General features: G+C 44.4%; 15 protein-coding genes, 1 pseudogene and 1 other annotated feature. Of the genes and pseudogenes, 12 read left to right on the top strand and 4 right to left on the bottom strand.

Annotated elements, in window-relative coordinates; genetic code table 11:
• The first annotated feature begins 52 nt into the window (after positions 1–52).
• The 4 genes from C400_RS0118010 to C400_RS0117995 all read left to right on the top strand — a co-directional run bounded on the left by C400_RS0118010 (position 53) and on the right by C400_RS0117995 (position 2,869).
• Positions 53–499, top strand: coding sequence for a hypothetical protein (locus C400_RS0118010; protein WP_013371883.1), 447 nt, complete (start codon positions 53–55; stop codon positions 497–499).
• A 101-nt stretch (positions 500–600) separates the two neighbouring features.
• A complete protein-coding gene (gene ytxJ, locus C400_RS0118005; RefSeq protein WP_017427808.1) occupies positions 601–942 on the top strand; it encodes a bacillithiol system redox-active protein YtxJ in 342 nt (113 codons plus the stop codon).
• A gap of 107 nt (positions 943–1,049) precedes the next feature.
• Complete coding sequence (gene ccpA, locus C400_RS0118000) at positions 1,050–2,057, top strand: catabolite control protein A (protein WP_013371881.1); 1,008 nt, start codon at positions 1,050–1,052, stop codon at positions 2,055–2,057.
• 113 nt (positions 2,058–2,170) lie between these two features.
• Positions 2,171–2,869 (top strand): 5'-methylthioadenosine/adenosylhomocysteine nucleosidase, encoded by a 699-nt coding sequence (locus C400_RS0117995; protein WP_017427807.1) that lies wholly within the window; start codon positions 2,171–2,173, stop codon positions 2,867–2,869.
• Positions 2,870–2,882: 13 nt separating this feature from the next.
• Here C400_RS0117995 and C400_RS0117990 read toward each other — a convergent pair whose 3' ends face one another.
• Positions 2,883–3,515: a GNAT family N-acetyltransferase gene (locus C400_RS0117990; protein ID WP_017427806.1), complete on the bottom strand. Its 633-nt coding sequence runs from the start codon at positions 3,513–3,515 to the stop codon at positions 2,883–2,885.
• Between the two features lie 246 nt (positions 3,516–3,761).
• On the opposite strand from C400_RS0117990, the gene acsA reads away from it, so the two are divergent.
• Positions 3,762–5,477 (top strand): acetate--CoA ligase, encoded by a 1,716-nt coding sequence (acsA, locus tag C400_RS0117985; protein ID WP_016822377.1) that lies wholly within the window; start codon positions 3,762–3,764, stop codon positions 5,475–5,477.
• 121 nt (positions 5,478–5,598) lie between these two features.
• Here the strand turns inward: acsA and C400_RS0117980 are convergent, their stop codons facing one another.
• The gene (locus C400_RS0117980; protein ID WP_017427805.1) at positions 5,599–8,622 is read right to left on the bottom strand and encodes a transglycosylase domain-containing protein; all 3,024 of its coding nucleotides are present in this window, start codon (positions 8,620–8,622) and stop codon (positions 5,599–5,601) included.
• A gap of 135 nt (positions 8,623–8,757) precedes the next feature.
• Positions 8,758–9,024 (top strand) — a binding site (T-box leader).
• 65 nt (positions 9,025–9,089) lie between these two features.
• Here C400_RS0117980 and tyrS point away from each other — a divergent pair.
• A complete protein-coding gene (gene tyrS / locus C400_RS0117975) occupies positions 9,090–10,343 on the top strand; it encodes a tyrosine--tRNA ligase (RefSeq protein ID WP_016822375.1) in 1,254 nt (417 codons plus the stop codon).
• A gap of 196 nt (positions 10,344–10,539) precedes the next feature.
• Positions 10,540–11,407, top strand: a pseudogene (locus C400_RS0117970) (AraC family transcriptional regulator).
• 77 nt (positions 11,408–11,484) lie between these two features.
• On the opposite strand, the gene rpsD reads toward C400_RS0117970, so the two are convergent.
• Positions 11,485–12,084 (bottom strand): 30S ribosomal protein S4, encoded by a 600-nt coding sequence (gene rpsD, locus C400_RS0117965; protein WP_016822373.1) that lies wholly within the window; start codon positions 12,082–12,084, stop codon positions 11,485–11,487.
• A 436-nt stretch (positions 12,085–12,520) separates the two neighbouring features.
• On the opposite strand from rpsD, the gene C400_RS0117955 reads away from it, so the two are divergent.
• The 5 genes from C400_RS0117955 to C400_RS0117935 all read left to right on the top strand — a co-directional run bounded on the left by C400_RS0117955 (position 12,521) and on the right by C400_RS0117935 (position 17,456).
• Positions 12,521–14,506, top strand: coding sequence for a sensor domain-containing diguanylate cyclase (locus C400_RS0117955; protein WP_017427804.1), 1,986 nt, complete (start codon positions 12,521–12,523; stop codon positions 14,504–14,506).
• Between the two features lie 169 nt (positions 14,507–14,675).
• Positions 14,676–15,500: a hypothetical protein gene (locus C400_RS0117950; protein ID WP_017427803.1), complete on the top strand. Its 825-nt coding sequence runs from the start codon at positions 14,676–14,678 to the stop codon at positions 15,498–15,500.
• Between the two features lie 75 nt (positions 15,501–15,575).
• On the top strand, positions 15,576–16,691 hold the full coding sequence (locus C400_RS0117945) for an aminopeptidase (RefSeq protein WP_013371870.1): 1,116 nt from the start codon (positions 15,576–15,578) through the stop codon (positions 16,689–16,691).
• Positions 16,692–16,782: 91 nt separating this feature from the next.
• Positions 16,783–17,025 (top strand): HPr family phosphocarrier protein, encoded by a 243-nt coding sequence (locus C400_RS0117940; RefSeq protein ID WP_013371869.1) that lies wholly within the window; start codon positions 16,783–16,785, stop codon positions 17,023–17,025.
• A gap of 140 nt (positions 17,026–17,165) precedes the next feature.
• Positions 17,166–17,456 carry a YlaN family protein gene (locus tag C400_RS0117935; protein WP_007431028.1) on the top strand — a complete coding sequence of 97 codons (291 nt, stop codon included), beginning with the start codon at positions 17,166–17,168 and terminating at the stop codon, positions 17,454–17,456.
• A gap of 228 nt (positions 17,457–17,684) precedes the next feature.
• Here C400_RS0117935 and cax read toward each other — a convergent pair whose 3' ends face one another.
• The gene (gene cax / locus C400_RS0117930; RefSeq protein WP_013371868.1) at positions 17,685–18,755 is read right to left on the bottom strand and encodes a calcium/proton exchanger; all 1,071 of its coding nucleotides are present in this window, start codon (positions 18,753–18,755) and stop codon (positions 17,685–17,687) included.
• Positions 18,756–18,890 lie beyond the last annotated feature (135 nt).

Genomic DNA, 18,890 nt, shown 5'->3' with positions numbered 1-18,890 from the left:
GATGCTGAAGAGATCCTTATATAGTTTGATCCTATGTAATGAGGTGGTAAAAGTGCAAAAGCAATGCCAATGCGGTGAACCGATGGGACTGGAATTACGAAAGGTAATATATGCGAGTAAGGTTGAAATTTTGCATGTTCCTGTATTTTCATGCCCGTCATGCTTTTCCAGTGAGGTTCTGCAACATGTGACGAAGGACATTAAGGAACTTCTACAAAGTCTAGGGAGCAAACCTGCGCCCCGGCGAATATCTTTTGCTCGCAACAATGAACTGGCAGAAATTATTCGCAAGCTTGTACTGGAGGAAGCGGACAATCCCAATGTCGATTGGCAATCTGCTTTGGAGGAGCGAATGGAGCTTCGAATTAATCTCTTGCTGGATCTTTATCGCTATGCGAGAAGCCTAGGAGATGAAGACTGGATGAATGATGTAGAGAAAAGATTGGTTCAATTATCCGGTTTTACCAGTAAATCGGTGTTCACGAATACGAAAAACTAAAAAATATGAAAATTTTCATGGTCACCATTGGATTTTACATGTTCTTTTTGTTACGATGAGAATAGGCCATACGACAAGACACAGAAAGGAATGTATATCCAATGGCGACGATGACGAAAATGACTACTATTCAACAATTAAATACGGCTCTGGAAGCGTCATCAGACAAGCCGTTACTCCTCTTTAAGCACAGTACACGTTGTCCGATAAGTGCAGGTGCATATCAGGAAGTGGAGTCTTATTTGGAAGGTGCTCCCGACGAAAATATTGAATACGGTATCATTTATGTAGTAGAGGATCGGCCGGTGTCCAATGCGGCTGCGGACATGCTTCAGGTGAAACATGAATCGCCGCAGGCCATTTTAATCAAGGACGGGGAGGCTGTCTGGCATACATCCCATTCGAATATTACAGCCCGTGCGCTTCACGATCATCTCACATAGATAGAATGAGTGCTGTCGTTGCATAAAGTAGTATTTTGTCGTATCATGGTTCTAATTAGTTGATCTAGGATTCGGTTGAAAATTTATTGGCAATGGAGAGAAGGAATGTGACGGTAACGATCTATGATGTAGCTCGCGAAGCTGGTGTCTCAATGGCCACGGTGTCCCGCGTAGTTAACAATAATCCTAATGTAAAACCTCAGACCCGCAAGAAGGTGTACGAAGCGATTGAACAATTGGGATATCGCCCGAATGCGGTAGCTAGAGGTCTGGCCAGCAAGAAGACAACGACTGTTGGCGTGGTTATTCCGGATATATCGAACTCAATTTTTGCAGAAATTGCACGCGGTATTGAGGATATTGCAAATATGTATCACTATAACATTATTTTATGTAATGCCGACAAGCGTAAAGAAAAAGAGATCCGCGTTATCAACACATTACTTGAAAAGCAAGTGGATGGACTGCTGTTCATGGGCGGCACAGTAACGGACGAGCATATTCAGGCCTTCCATACAGCTGCAGTTCCTATTGTTCTATGTGCAACGAGTGATGAAAAAGGTAGCTATCCTTCAGTTGATATTGACCATGAAGCCGCTGCTTTTGATGCAGTTAACACGTTGATCCGCCATGGACACCGTCAAATCGCAATGATCAGTGGTACGCTTCAAGACCCTGCAAACGGCTATGCACGTTTCCAAGGTTACAAGAGAGCATTGGAAACAGCTGGAATTGATTATCAGGAGGATCTCGTGAGAATCGGAAACTACCGCTATGAATCCGGTGTTGAAGCCATGAAATACTTCCTTGGTCTGAAGAAGAAACCAAGTGCTATTTTTGCCGCTACGGATGAAATGGCAATTGGTGCGATTCATAGTATTCAGGATGAGGGATTGAAAGTACCTGATGATTTTTCGGTAATCAGTGTTGACAACATTCGTATGGCCTCCATGGTTCGTCCTCAGCTGACGACCGTCGCACAACCAATGTACGATTTGGGTGCGGTAGCCATGCGTTTGCTGACCAAGCTGATGAAGAAGGAAAACGTGGAGAACTCTCGCGTTATTTTGCCGCATGAGACTATTTTGCGGTTATCAGTTAATTATTTAGACTAGGCACAGTGCCGAATAGGATACACCTTCGATGAAAGCTCCTTTGACGGAGCTTTTTTCGTAGATACATAGCTTCTTGTGACATCATCATCAAACTAAGAAACGAGGGATGCGTAATGAGCCGACTTTATGGATTAATGGGTGCGATGGATGAAGAAATTGAATTGCTGCTCTCGGCAATGACGGAAGCAAGCAAGACGACCAAGACGGGAATCACATACACTACCGGAATGATTCACGGGCAAAGGGTAGTCGTCTGCAAGTCCGGTGTAGGCAAAGTCAATGCTGCGGTAACAACACAAATCTTGATTGATCATTTTGGCGTAGAACAAATTATATTCACGGGAGTGGCAGGGGCGGTACACCCGGATTTAAACATTGGGGACATTGTCATCTCATCAACATGTATGCAGCATGACATGGATGTAACGCCTTTGGGTTATGCCAGAGGGGTCATTCCTTATCAGGACACCTCAGAGTTCGCGGCCGATCCCGAGCTTGTCCGTCTGGCTGAACAAGCCTGCAAATCGTTTGGCGATCGATACATTGTCGGGAAAGTACTTTCCGGCGATCAATTTGTCGCAAATTGTGAGATAGTGACAGCATTGCATCAAGAAATGGACGGTGCTTGTACCGAGATGGAAGGCGCCGCAGTGGCTCAGACAGCTCATATGAACGCTGTGCCTTATGTTGTCCTACGATCTATGTCAGATAAGGCTGATGGATCGGCTCACGTGAATTATGCTGAGTTTACGGTAGAAGCCTCACATCGTTCGCACCGTATTGTGGAGTTCATGCTCAAGCATTTGGGATAAGAGTGTAATATTTTTAATACATGAATCTTCGAACAAACCGGATACGGTCAAACTGTTCTCGTGATTCGAGGGGCACATCATCTCCCATTCGTACCATCAGACAGTTCGCAGGGTGTGAGCATATTTCAGGATCATCCGTGGCGTACCATACCATATTTACGGTTTTCATCAGACGTTCCATCATGCGGCGGTATTCCCATACGGAAAGACCGCTGCCTTTTAAATCCCAGTGCCAGTAATATTCAGTTGTAAAAATAATATAGGATTCGAGCTGTCCGTCTTCAAAGGCAATCCGAATCATTCGGCTACCCAGGCCCAGTCCGCGATAGTCATCGGCTACCTCGACAGCTCCGAGTTCCAGTAAATCCTTCATGCCAGCTTCCGACCAGCGTTCCATCTCATCTGGATAGTGAAAAGTGACATATCCCAGAAGGGTTTCTCCATCATGGGCAATGATGATTCTGCCTTCAGGCAGTTCTGAAATTTCCACCAGCGCGTCGAATTGCTCCTTTGGTTTACGAAAGGCGTCCAATTGCGCATGCATTTGAAATGAACGCAATCGATCAGCGGATACCGGTCCTTCTACATGGATGGTTTGTCCGTTATGATCCAGTGTGTCCAAGTGGTACAATTTTAAATGCTGCATGGGTGCGACCTCCTTGTTTGCCATCAGTACCTCTTCATATCCCCTACTTATAACAAAAAAACAAATAAATGAAAAGGATGGTCGTCACATCCTCACCTATGATATACTGATTTAGACACGAATTGTTCACAATTAAATGCTTTAAATCAAACCACAAATCAAAAGACTTGATTTGCATCATTAATTTTGTAAGCGCTATTTTGTTCTGTGTAATTCTCATTATTCCATTGTGAGGAGGCTGAACGCATGAAGATTGAAGAACTCCAAGCTGTAGTTCCCACATCCAACATGGGCCCTTATGAACAAGCTTACAACAACTTTCAGTGGGAAGATGTAGAACGTCATTTTACGTGGTATGAAACAGGCAAAGTGAATATGGCACATGAGGCGATTGATCGACATGTAGAGGAAGGCCGGGGGGAGAAAGCAGCACTTTTGTATTGCGACGCAAACCGTCATGAAACCTACACTTTTTCTCAGCTCCGTGCCAGCTCCAACAGGTTCGGAAATGTGCTGCGCAAATACGGTATTGGTAAAGGGGAGCGGGTGTTTATATTCATGCCGCGTTCACCTGAACTGGTCATTAGCATGCTTGGGGTTTTAAAGGTAGGGGCTGTTGTCGGTCCACTATTTGAGGCGTTTATGGAAACGGCGGTTAAAGATCGCTTGGAGGATAGCGGGGCGGTGGCACTAGTAACCACACCTGCGCTTCTTTCACGGGTGAAACGTGAGGAGCTTCCTGCGTTGCGTCATATTTTTGTGGTTGGTGATATGGACGAACGGGAGCAGGGAATTATTGATTTCGAAACGGAAATGCTCACGTCCTCAGAAGATCTTGAGCCCGAATGGCTGGGGCGTGAAGATGGATTAATTATTCACTATACGTCAGGCTCAACGGGCAAGCCCAAAGGCGTGTATCATGTGCAAAATGCAATGATTCAGCATTACTATACGGGGAAAGTGGTACTGGATCTGCGGGAAGATGATGTGTATTGGTGTACTGCGGACCCTGGTTGGGTTACGGGAACATCATATGGTATTTTTGCTCCTTGGCTAAATGGAGCCACGAATGTCATCCGTGGAGGACGTTTCAGCCCAGAGGATTGGTACCGCACGATTGAACGTCACGAAGTGACTATTTGGTATAGTGCTCCTACGGCGTTTCGGATGTTGATGAGCGCAGGGGAGCAGGTAGTTGCCAATTATGATCTAAGCAGCTTGCGGCATGTATTATCCGTTGGGGAGCCACTGAATCCCGAGGTAGTGAGATGGGGTTGGCAAGTATACACACAGCGTATTCATGATACTTGGTGGATGACGGAAACAGGAGGACAGTTGATCTGTAATTACCCAGAGCTACCGATTAAGCCGGGTTCGATGGGAAAGCCACTTCCAGGTATTCAGGCTGCTATTTTGGACGACAGAGGCCAGGTGTTGCCTCCTAATAGGATGGGACATTTGGCGATTCGTACACCATGGCCATCCATGATGAGCCGCATATGGAACAACCCCAATAAGTTTCAGGAATATTTCCGCTTTTCCGGTTGGTATGTATCCGGTGATTCAGCTTACATGGATGAGGACGGATATTTCTGGTTTCAGGGAAGAATTGATGATGTTATTAACTCCTCTGGAGAGCGCATCGGTCCTTTTGAGGTGGAGAGCAAGCTTCTGGAGCATCCTGCCGTAGCGGAAGCAGGAGTCATTGGCAAACCAGATACTGTACGAGGAGAGATCATTAAAGCTTTTGTCGCCCTGCGTGATGGCTATACCGCGTCGGAAGCGTTACAACAGGACATTTACCGCTTCGTCAAGGAAGGGCTGTCTGCTCATGCTGCTCCGCGTGAAATTGAATTTAAGGAAAGGTTACCCAAAACCCGTTCCGGCAAAATTATGAGACGTGTGCTGAAAGCTTGGGAGCTTAACCTTCCTACAGGTGACTTGTCTACTATTGAGGATTGAATTGGTGCATGTTTGCACCAAAAAGGAGTCTCCATAGCTATTATAGCTATGGAGACTCCCTTTTTATTAGGGTGAACTCATGCATCTCACCCAAACTATCGCTTCTTGTTTTTGTTTTGAACTATGGACGAACGGCTCCAGAAGGAGCTGATTCCCCCATGGTATTCATGGAAGTAACACGGAACCAGCCTTTGGGCTTGCGGCCTGGTTTATACTCAAAGCTGGTGTTTGCGGTAGAGCCTATGTTTTTAAAAGGCTCCGCACCGCTTTCACTGTAATATACGTTATAGGCTGTTATAGCGTCCGCAGGCTTTCCTGCACTCCATTGGAGGACTACGGACGTGCCTGCAGCTTTAGCTTGGGGCTGCCCAGGAGCAGTAGGAACTTCTGTAGGCTGTGCACCTGTTCCATCTCCCTCGCCCGGAATATCTGGTGACTCAGAATCTGCAGGTGGCACTACAGGCGCTGCACTTGCTTGGGTACTTGGCCCAGATTCATGTCCTCCCACATCAACGGCGGTCACATAGTAACTTGCGCTGCTTCCACCAGGGCTATCAGAGAATACCTTGGAGCCATCAGCCATGACAACCTTTCCAAGCCGTTGGAAGCTGCCTCCATCTGTAGAACGATATAGACGGTAACCTACAACATCACTGTTTCCGCTTGGGCTAAAGCTAATTATGGCTTTGCCATCACTATAGCTTACGCTGACGCTAGATGGAGCGTTAGGAGCTGCCCCATCGTCCTTGCGTGGATCAATCTGAGTAGGTGCTTCTTTATCTGCATCTTGAGGCAGATAGTAGGACAACGAATTATGCCGTCTCATCACTCTAAAGGCTTGCTGAAGCTCTTTAATCAATTCTGAGATTGGCTTTTCCCGTTTTCTAACGGTCCGTTCATACAACATATCATCTGGCGTACCATCACGTGGAATGTAATTTACACCCTGATAGGTAATGTATTTCGCACGGGTAACACCATTTTCACTGTTTTTGGGTAAATATTTACTGTTATAAATGTCTGAACCATAGGCGGACGCTGTCCGGCTTACAATACCGTCAGGTCTCTTGAAACTGTCCGTTTGGAATAACTGAGAATCTTTAGCTGTTACTTCATTCATGATTAGAGCCCATAGACGACGAGCCCGCTCTTTTTGTACTTTCGTTTCAAGCTTATTGACAGGTTGCTTGTAACCAACCCACACTCCCAGCGTGACGTCAGGCGTAAAACCCTCAAACCACACATCGGTGTAGGATTGCGTAGTACCTGTCTTGCCGGCGATCGGAATCTTGCCGGATTGATTAAAGTTACGCTTCACCAGTCTGCCTGTGCCTTCCGATACGGCTGTACGTAACATATCTGTCATCAGGTAGGCGGTTTGTGGTGTGAAGGCCTGTACAGGATTAGGCTGATGCTTGTATACAATATTGCCTTGCGAATCCACGATCTTTTCGATCATGTAGGCATCATTAAACACACCGCCATTTGGGATGGCTCCATATGCATTGGTTAGTTCCTCAACGGTTACCCCGTGGGCCAAGCCGCCGAGTACACCAGTTTGGGCGTTGTTATCACTTGGTTCCAAGGTGGTAATACCCAGTTTTTTTGCAAAAGCCCAAGCCTTATTGATCCCTACCTTTTCGTTAAACAGCTTGAGTGCTATCGTATTTAGCGATTGATTCAGTGCATAACGCGCTGTGACTAATCCTTGGTAGCGGTTGTTGGCATTTTTCGGGATGTGATATCCATTACTGCCATCTTTCAAAATAATAGGAGCATCATCCACAATCGTGCCAGGCTGTACAAGACCGCTGTCCAAAGCAGGCAGATAAGCAGCAATCGGTTTCATGGCTGAACCCGGCTGGCGTACCATCTGGGTAGCATAGTTCATTTGCTCTTTTTGGAAGTCCCGACCTTCCATCATACCGAGAATGGCGCCGGTTTTATGCTGAATCAGAATGGCCGCCGCTTGCTCGTCACCCTTGGTTTTACTTGTAGCAGAGAAGTTGTCATTATTTTCTGCAATTTGACGCATGGATTTGTACACGCTCTTATCAATGGTGGTATATACCATATAGCCGCCTGTGCGAAGCTGCTGTTCAGCTTCTTTGAGCATGTCGTTATCATCCTTGGTTTTGGTATCTGCACTGGCATTAGCTGCTTGACTCGGATTGGTGACAGACATGAGTGCCTGAGCAGCTTGCCGCTCTGTTTCCATCATAAGATATGGATAGGTGTTATAAGCCTTAACAGTGCGTGGTGCTAGAGATTTTTTGATATCAAAAGCCATCGCTTCATCATATTGTGCTTTATTGATTTTGTTCTCCTCCAGCATTCGGCTGAGCACCAGGTGCTGGCGGTTAATCGCTCTTTTAAATCCGGCTTCATTAAACTCACCTTTACCGTTGTAAGCAGAATAAGAAGAAGGGAGTTGCGGCAGACCTGCCAGATAGGCAGCTTGGGCTACATTAAGCTTGCCCAAATCATTCTCATTAAAAATACCTTTGGCCGCTGCTTTAATACCAAAGACGTTGTAACCGCTTGATCCGTTACCGAAAGGTACCTTATTGAGATAGGCTGTAATTATTTGCTGCTTGCTCAGGAAGCGCTCAAGGCGCAGAGATAGCAAAATTTCTTTGACCTTGCGGTCATCCGTACGATCAAGATTTAAAAAGACACGACGTGCAAGCTGCTGGGTAAGCGTACTCCCTCCAGTTTGTACGGATTCATGTAGTGCCTTTTGCTTCACAGCACGCAGCGTTCCCGACAAATCGACACCTTTATGCTCGTAAAAATGATTATCTTCAATGGCAATAACTGCGTCAATGACGAGCTGAGGAATCTCCTTAAACGTAACAGGTCTTCGATCTTCCTCGGTCCGAAGCTGCCCGATGGGAGAGCCATCATTAAAATAAGCGAAGCCTGTAATTGCATTTTTATCTACTTCCTGTAGAATCGTAGATCTGGAACGCACGGGCTCGTTTTTTACAATAGAAGCAACATAGCCAGCGGCGGTTCCCCCTGCGAATAGTGCCCCCATAAAACCGATGATGACGACCCACTTTATGACACGGCCGAGCCTTCGCATGGTTCTCCGTAAGCGGGAAGGCTTAGGCTCTGATACATTGTTTTTTTCTTCAACCATTAAGTCTTCCTCCTTTATAACAGCCATTATTATAGCATAAAATTACAAAATGAACCCATATGCTAAAAAGCCTGTCTTTTGGTGTCGTTGACTACATAAAAACAGTGTGTTATAAATAGGTCAAAGTAAATATCGTGAAAAGCGGAGAAAGACTTCAGTAGAAGGCGGAATCACGTTGTGCAGAGAGCCGATGGGTGGTGTGAATCGGTAGCGTCCCTCCTTTGAATTACCGTCTGGAGCTGTCTGGATGAATGGAAGCTTTTGCAGGTTTGCGAAGCTCTCCATAGTAATCCGGTACCGGGTGTAAACCCGTTATAGGAATGAAGAGAAAGAAACGTTGGTTTTTTGCATACGTTTCTTTAATTAGGGTGGTAACGCGAGTAGCTCCTTCTCGTCCCTTGGGATGAAAGGGGCTTTTTGGTTTGTTTAAATAGTAATTATTGGATGGAAAATAGGAGGGATTCAGGATGAAATGGGAAGAATTGAAGCCTGAGCAACAGGCAGAGGTAGAACGACAACTAGAAGTGATCCGTCGTGGAGTAGCGGAAATTGTACCTGAGGATGAGCTGAAGCGTAAGGTTATTAAATCGGTTGTTAGCGGCGAGCCACTTAAAATTAAGCTGGGTCTAGATCCGTCTGCACCCGATATTCATATCGGACATACGGTTGTTATGCACAAACTGCGCCAGTTCCAGGAATTAGGGCATCAAGTGCAACTGATTATCGGAGATTTTACAGGCAGAATTGGTGATCCGACAGGTAAATCGGAGACCCGCAAGCAACTGACTGAGGAAGATGTACAGCGTAATGCACAAACATACAAGGAACAAATTTTTAAGATTCTCGATCCTGAAAAGACAAAGGTATACTACAATTCCGAATGGTTAGGACCGATGTCTTTTGCGGATGTGGTAACTCTGTCTGCCAAAGTAACGGTTGCCCGTATGTTGGAGCGGGATGATTTTACAAAAAGGTACCAAAACGGCTTGCCGATCAGCATCCATGAGTTCTTTTACCCGCTGATGCAGGGCATGGACTCTGTGGCTCTCCAAAGCGATATAGAATTGGGAGGAACAGATCAAAAGTTTAATCTGCTGATGGGCAGAACCCTGCAAAAGGAATACGGAGTAGAACCGCAGGCAACCATTACATTGCCACTGCTTGAGGGGCTTGATGGCGTTCAAAAGATGAGTAAAAGTTTGGGTAACTACATTGGTGTGGATGAGGAGCCAAATGAAATTTATGGTAAATCGATGTCCGTTCCTGATGAGTTGATGCTGAAATATTTTGAGCTTGCAACGGATATTACCAATGAGGAGCTGGCAGAGCTGGCGAAAGGTGTTAAGGAGGGTTCGGTGCATCCACGTGATGCCAAAATGAAACTGGCCGGAACATTAGTGCGCATGTACCACGGTGAAGAGGCGGCAGAAGCGGCCAAGCAGCATTTTGTGACTGTATTCCAACAACGCGCGCTTCCTGATGACATTGAAGAATTCACCTTAACAGCAGATCAGTTAGAAGAAGGTGGCATTCGTGTGATCCAGTTGCTGACTCATCTAGGCTTTGCAGCATCTAACGGTGAGGCCAAGCGTAGTATTCAGCAGGGGTCGGTCAAAATTAATGAAGAGAAGTGGACCGATGTGAACGAAGCATACAAGCCGCAGGAAGGCGACATTGTACAGGTAGGTAAACGGAAATTTGCTAAAATCAAGCTTGGATAATTAAAATACATTTAAAAGCAGCGTTGAGATTGATCTCGTATCTCAGTGCTGCTTTTTTTATTTCTACCAAGCGAAAAGCCGTGGTAAACTTAGCACAAATAATCAAACAAATAGATACAGAGTTTTACATAATGAATACGTGGGTTGCCCAATGTGGGTGAAGGCTAGATAAATAACAAGTGTGGGGAAGGATTATATGGACTACTTTAAACGAATTCAGTGTGCGATTGAGTTTATTGAATTGAATCTCCGGGAAGATTTAAAAATTGCCGAGATTGCTTCACAGGCATACTTTTCAGCTTTTCATTTCCAGCGGGTTTTTCAGGCCATTTCGGGTTTTACAGTTCAACAATATATAAGAAGGAGAAGATTGTCCGAGGCGGCAAAACGGCTAAAGCAATCCAACCAAAAGGTATTGGACATAGCTATTGAGTATCAGTACAACTCGCAAGAAGCTTTTACTCGCGCTTTTGAAAAAAGTTTTGGGATTACCCCTGGGAAATATCGTAACTGTGATATTGAGCTTTCTGATCAAAGTAAAATCAATTTTCTGGATTACAAAAAAAAACGCAACGGAGGAATTAGAGGTGAACAAGCCTGTGATACTGCAACTCGAAACGACCAAAATTGTAGGATATGAATATAAAACAAATCTCAATAATGAGCAGCATTATAAAGAAATACCAGGATTTTATGAACACTTTGGCGCACATGAATATTTTATGTGTATTCCAAATAAAATCGCACCGGGAATGTCATATGGGATTGCCTGTCGATTTGAAGACAACGGTGCATTTTCATTTGTGGTGGGTGAGGCCGTTGAAGAAGAATCAAAAGAACTGGCTGAGGGTTTCATATATATGGAGATTCCAGCAGGCAAGTATGCTGAGTTTGACGCTTCAGGTTCAAATGGACGAGTTCAGAGTATACGAGATTTTATCTACGGCACATGGCTTCCTAATTCTAATTTTGAACGGAGGGAGGGACCTGATTTTGAAATTACGGACGTGATGAATTCCTATCCTGATCATTTGAATATGAAAGTGTACATCCCCATTGAATAAAACTCTCAGGCTTAATGTGTGGGGAATATAAAAAGCACCCGAATGAATTCGGGTGCTTTTTGGTGCTAATGCAAGGATTAGCGGTTGTAGAATTCGACGATTTGTTTTTCATCGATATCTTGGGACAATTCAGCACGTTCAGGCAAACGAATGTATTTACCTTCCAGAGCTGCGTCATTGTACTCCAGGTAAGCTGCCAAGTGGTTACGGTTTTCCAAAGCTTCTTTGATGGAAGACAGGGAACGACTTCTTTCACGAAGACCGATCACGTCGCCAAGGCTTACTTGGTAAGAAGCGATGTCAACTTTTTTGCCGTTCACAGTAACGTGACCATGAGCTACCAATTGACGTGCGCCTGCACGGGAATTAGCAAAGCCAAGACGGAATACAAGGTTGTCCAGGCGGCTTTCCAGCAAGAACATGAAGTTCTCACCAGCGATACCGTGCATGTGTTGAGCTTTGTTGAACAGGGTACGGAATTGTTTTTCACCCAAACCGTACATGTGGCGCAGCTTTTGTTTTTCTTGAAGCTGCATACCGTAGTTACTGATTTTTCTCCGTTGGTTTGCACCATGTTGTCCCGGAGGGAAAGGGCGTTTCAATTCTTTACCTGTGCCGCTCAGGGAAATACCGAGACGACGGCTCAATTTAAATTTAGGACCAGTGTAACGTGCCATTATAGAGTTAACTCCTTCATAATTAAAATTTGAGTTGGGGCTCTCTTTGCGCTCCAATTTGTTCGGCGTTACCTAGTAAGGTGAGACGCACTACTGACAGAAAAGTTCAGCCGCTGTCCTGTCAGCAACAAAAAAGATGAGGGTGACACAAACTGTTACGCCCAAAATTTAAGATCCGCACAGTAGATAGTTCTGCCGTACAGTCTTTTTCAATAATATATATTATATGGTATAGTGGGTCAATGTCAAGAAGAGAAAAAGAATGAAAACGTCAAAATTTGTCGATAGGGCTTTAGAACTAAAAAAGTGGGACGAATTTCTGAAAAATGGATGCAAATTTCTAAAGTTGAGAGTAAAATAGATCATATTATGAGCTATAGTGGTGTATAGCCGCTGTCTTGGTACAGCTAATTTTGCTGTGAAGGAGCGCCTTAATATGTCGGAATTTTCAACAACGGATCAGCAAACGCTTGACGGTAAAACAGTGCAGGCTAGCGGTGCTCCGCTGTTTGATGATAAAGGATATACGTCTTTTGCCTGGCTCCAGAACATGGATATGACACCCTATGATTACCCCTATATTAATCAGCTTCTCGTCCAAGGATATCGGAATTGGTTACAGCAGAGCAATGGTATATCCTGGATCAGTGAAGAGTATACTGCTGTCTTTAATTTTACAGGTGTTCGGGTTGCTGGTAGGGAAGAGGATGATGACGAGGATTTAGAGTTGGTCGAGCGTTGTTGCATATCTAGAGAGATGGAAGTGAGCCAGCGTAAACTTCGAGATGGGAGCCTTGCATTTGTATACATGGTCCCCATATTATGCCGCAATTACAAGAGAGAGCCTTTCGCCGCTCTTCGTTTTACACGGCCTGCTCAACATTCTGTCTCGAATCAGGACGCATTGTTAGTGGCTTCTTTGCATTTTAGATCCTGCTTTTACTCGAAGTTTGAGTATATATTTATGGAAGATATCCTAGGGATGCAGAATCGGAGCGAACGTGAGGGCAGACGCCGCTCTATTTTATTTCAGATTGTAAAACGGATGCATGACAAGATTGATGTGGAAGGCGTGCTGGATGAAGTATTTGGAAGTATCGCCTATTTGTTTCCCCATGTGGATATCACGTTGTATATGAGTCAGGATCGGCACAGTCGAAATCCTCAGGTCAAGCCTTTGTTGCTGCATGAACGGGACGAGGATGTATGTGTCCGTGCATTTATGAAAGGGCAAATGGCTGTGAATGAGCCTGCTGGTCCACAAGATGAAATAACTGAAATCGGTATCCCGTTACGTGGTAAGCAGGGCGTATATGGTGTTTTCCATATGATTCTTCCGGCAGGTGCGGATAGTATGGAAAAAGTGGACGTAGAGCTGATTGCGATGATGGCAGATACAGCTGGCACCGCATTTGAAAATGCGAAGCTGCTGGAGCAATCGAATGTACTTATCCATGAATTGCGGCTCATTAATGAGTTGGTTCAGCGTTTGAATCAGAGCCTGAAATTAAATGAAATATTTGAGTTTGCCGTGCAGGAGTTATTAAAAATGTTCATGGCCGACTTTTGTTGTATTGTGCAGCTGGATCAGGATGGAAGTTGCTTTAGGGTGATGTCAAGCAATGTGGAAAGTTTAAAGCTGGAGAGTTACCCTCGTGAAGGCGGATTTGCTGGACTGATATGCAAAACAGGAGAGCCTGTGATTGTGTCTGACTATAGAAAGGATGGAAAGATATCCTCTCGGTTTATGGATGCGACGGACTCTCAGTCATTGATGGCTGTGCCTATGAAGAACAGGGGGACTCCTAGAGGGGTTATATTATTATCGAGCAAGCTTCCACACTTTTTTTCTTACGATAATTACAAGATGCTGCAAATGCTGGCTCCTCATATCGGACTGGCCGTAACTAATGCTATGCTGCATGCCGAGGTGCGGCGTCTCGCTAATATGGACATGCTAACAGGTTTATATGTGCGTCATTATGTAGACCGAATCATTCAGGAGCATCAGGAAAAGGATTTCTGTGGCTCTCTTATTTTGGTCGATATTGACCAATTCAAGCAGGTGAATGATACGTATGGCCACCAGACGGGGGACGAAATTCTGAAAAGCGTCAGCAATATTGTTCGCTCGGCGACCCGTGATGAGGATGTATGTGCCAGATGGGGCGGAGAGGAGCTTGCCATTTATTTGCCGCAGCTGGGGGTGCAGCAGGCACTGGGGTATGCGGAAAAAATACGTAGCCGTGTACAATATGAAACTAATCCTCAGGTGACTGTTTCTTGCGGGATTGCTGAATGGAACTGGCTGGACGAGCAGATCAGTATTGAATCTTTATTTTATAGGGCTGATATGGCCTTGTATGAAGCAAAAAATGAAGGCCGTAATCGTATAGTTATTGATCATATAGGCGATGTGTAGAGAATATTCCTTAGGGAATGTTCTCTTTTTGTTTTGCATAACCGTTTGTAGACAGGTAATCCTAAGCGTAGCTATAACATGAATGTTCTGAAACAGAATTTTTATCATGATTTATAGTCATGTTTAGGATAGGACGGATGATGGTATGCATTGGAGAAAGCAATGGGTAATGCGGGGCTGTGTGTTTCTAATTATATGTGTGTTAAGCGGTTGTGTACTGGATCGACAATATACTCCTGAGCAGATTTTTAGAAGAGCTGTTGCAGGAATGGCTGGCAGAGAGAGGATAACATTTAGCGGAAAGACTGGAATCAGAACTGACGGCGGTCTGCCTACGGCTAAACAGTTTGAATATCGCGGGAAGCTAAGAAATCACGATGAATTAATCATGCATTGGGGATCTACAGAGGCTTTCCGTAAGCAAGGCGACTATGTAGCACTAAAAGAAGATAAGTCCGAGCCTGGTGTTACACATGAACGATTTCTTCGTCAAAATGGGAAATGGATTGCGCTGACATCTGGGGATACTTCTATGGTTCAAAATGGCATGTTAAATCGCTTCAATCCGATTCAGGAGCTCGAGGAATTAAATACACTGAATAAGAGCATTCGTATGGAAAAGGGAGCTGCCCGGGGAACTTGGGTGGTGAGGATTGAACCAGAACCTGCCTCGGCAAAGCGTTGGTTAAAAGAACGTTTAATGGAAGAGATGAATACGTTAAATCCTCAAATCAGGATATTAAAAACGCAGCATACAGAAACGAACCAAGAGCTGCAACAAAAGCTGAGCCAAGTATGGAAGCAGAGTTGTGAGGATATGAACAACCAGCTGGAGCATTCTAATGTTCGGACTGTGTATCATTTAACTATAGATCGCCAAACGGGTTTACCCTTAAAGCTGTCATCCGAATGCCGAATTTCCCGACAGGTTGCGAATGAAGAGCAGCATCAGGAGGCACTGATCACCCGAGTTGTTTTTGAGGACTACAAGTAACGGAGCGGGCATGATACAATGGAATTTGAATTAACCGTTGTTCAAAAAGAGTGAATAAAGAAGGAGAGACACTACATGAAAGATCCTAGAATACTTAAGCTTGCGGAAAATCTGGTAGGTTACTCTGTTGAAGTGCAGCCTGGAGAAAATGTATTGATCGAAATGATTGGTACAGAGCGTGACTTGCTTAACGCCATCATTCATGAAGTTGGTAAAAAGGGTGGAAATGTTTTTGTTCAGCTTACAGATCGTAAGGTGCAGAGCGCTATGCTTCGCAATGCGACAAAGGAAATGCTGGAAACTTGGGCTGAAATTGACCTCAACCGGATGAAACAAATGCACTGTTACATCGGAATTCGTGCAGGCGAAAATGTAAATGATCTGTCAGATGTACCGGAAGATAAAATGAAAATGTATAATTCAATTTATCAGCATGCGGTACATAGCGAACAACGAGTGAAACACACAAAATGGGTAGTGCTGCGTTATCCGAATGACAGCATGGCTCAATTGGCCAATATCAGCACCGAAGCATTCGAAGATTTTTATTTCGATGTATGTAACCTGGATTACGCAAAAATGGACAAGGCTCAAGATGCATTGGCAGACTTGATGAATCGGACAGACAAAGTACGGATCAGCGGTCCAGGTACTGACTTGAGCTTCTCTATCAAGCAAATCGGAGCCATTAAGTGTTCGGGTCAATGCAATATTCCGGATGGCGAAGTATACAGCGCGCCTGTACGTGATTCAGTTAACGGAACTATTAGCTATAATGCACAAACCCTGTATAATGGAATTACCTTTGAGAATGTTAAATTCCGTTTTGAAAATGGTAAAATCGTGGAAGCGACAAGCAACGATACAAAGCGGTTAAATGATATTCTCGATTCCGATGAGGGAGCACGCTATATTGGCGAGTTTGCCATCGGGTTTAACCCACACATTTTACACCCAATGAAGGATATTCTGTTTGATGAGAAGATTGCAGGCAGCTTGCACTTTACACCAGGTCAAGCTTATGAAACGGCGGATAACGGTAACCGTTCTTCGATTCATTGGGATTTGGTATTGATTCAACGTCCAGAATATGGTGGCGGTGAAATTTATTTTGATGATGTTCTAATCCGTAAGGATGGCATTTTTGTGCTGCCTGAGCTGGAGCCTTTAAATCCTGAAAACTTGAAATAACGATATCTGTTCTTGCTGAGAAAGCGATTTCAATGTATCATAATGAATGAGCATTGATACACGACAATCCAGTAAAGCGAGGGATCTTACTATGTCCAACAATAATGCGGCGGTTGTTGAAATTGCACAGACGGCCAGCAAATTCACTTCTTCCATCGTCCTTCATTCCGAAAATAAGTATATTGATGTGAAAAGTATACTGGGCTTGTTTACGACGTTGGTCAGCAGTCACAGTTATGAGCTGCATGTTCACGGGCCTGACGCCGAGGAAGCCAAAAAAGCGATTATTGAGGTGTTCCAGAAGCACGGGCTGCACATTTCAGTAGCCACCTAACTTATTGAGGAAGCAAAAGCATCCCTACCTGTAACTGTAGGGATGCTTTTTTTGTCAGGTTCTTGTATTAGCCTGCAATTTGGTCTAATATTAAGGTTAGGACGTCTTGTGCGACATTGAGACATAGGGGGGAAGAATCCATGACTTCATCTGATTTGCAGGAACAATTGAATATCAAGGCCATTAATCTGCTTCAGGAAGATGCAGATAAAATAAAGAAGCTTATTGAAGTACAGATGGAGAATCTGGCAACCCGTTATTGCCCTCTCTATGAGGAAGTGCTGGATACTCAGATGTACGGATTTTCCAAGGAAGTGGATTTTGCGGTTCGCGCCGGACTTCTTCCGGAAATGGTAGGTAAACAGCTGGTCAGTGAGCTGGAACGCAATCTGGCTATTCTATATGAGGCCATGAATAATAAGGCTAATTAGAAAGACGGTTGAATTGATGAGAGCATGCGAAGTTTGAGAGCATGCTTTTTTTGATGCCATTTTTTAAAAAGGGGACGAGAGGTAGCTTATAGCGTTCACCTTTGCCCTTGAATTTTTACAGTTTAAGGGGTTATATCGTCTTAAAAATTCAAGGGCATTAGTGATCAGAAGAATAAACGAAACGCGAAGAAGTCACTACAATGTAATCTACATTTTAAAATTTGGAAGCTACACCAGGAAGAAGGATACACCCAACAATACATACACTACCAGTAGCATGAGTCCCTCATACCAGTTGGTTGAGCCGTCCTGAGTGATGGATTTGGCGATAAATACAGCGACGGCAATGGCTACCAATTCAATGGTGGTGAAAACGATATTCATCGTGTTTCCCATAAAGTAACTGACAAAAATCAGCACAGGGGCAACGAATAGGGCGATTTGCAAACTGCTGCCGACAGCAATTTCAACAGATGCACCGATTTTGTTCTTCATGGCTAGTAAAATGGCAGCGCTATGTTCGGCCGCATTACCAATAATAGCGACAAGAAATGCACCCACAAACAATTCGCTGAGTCCAAATTGAGTCGTAAATACTTCCAGTGTACCTACCAGCCATTCGCTGACAAAAGCGACCATAACGGTAGCGAGTACCAAATAGGCAATGGATTTATTTCTAGACCATACAGGGGCATGCTCATGCGGCAATTCTTCATCTTTTTGTTCGGTCACGTCAGCTAAATAGTCCTTATGCGTAATCATAGAAAAAATAAGCCACGCAATATACGCGACAATGAGCGTGCCTGCAACAATGAGACTGAGTGTATCTGACTCGCTATCCGTGATCACATGTGTGTTCAGAAAGACAGCTGGAACGAACAAGGCAATAACAGCCACAATCATCAGGGAGCCACTTAATCCAGCCAGCGATATATTGAAATTTTGCACTTTATATTTCAAACCGCCAGCGAACAGACTCGCTCCGAGCACCAGCAGCAGATTGCCGATGATCGAACCGGTAAGACTGGCCTTTACCATATCGTAAAGACCTTCTTTGACGAGAAAAATGGCGATGATCAGTTCGGCTGCGTTACCAAAGGTGGCATTTAAGAATCCACCTAAACGTTGACCAGCATAATGAGCAACACTTTCAGTCGCCCTACCGAGAAAACCGGCTACAAATACAACAGAAATCGCACAAATGACAAATTGGGCTATGGCATTCCAATGTGTGTAATGAGCGACTGCACTAAGAGCAAATGTCGCTATAAGCAAAGCGGGAGATAACCATTTTTTCAATGAAGAGCACCTCGATATCAATAGATGTGTACAAGTTTGGTGAATACTGTCACTTGTATGGATTTTTCTAAATTAATATACCCAAAATGATATAGGTTGTAAACGAACGATGTTTTTATACGTAAGGTTTGCATT

Source organism: Paenibacillus sp. ICGEB2008 (assembly GCF_000307675.1).
In the GTDB taxonomy this organism is placed as follows: Bacteria; Bacillota; Bacilli; order Paenibacillales; family Paenibacillaceae; genus Paenibacillus; species Paenibacillus polymyxa.
This window is presented reverse-complemented; position numbering and strand designations above follow the sequence as displayed.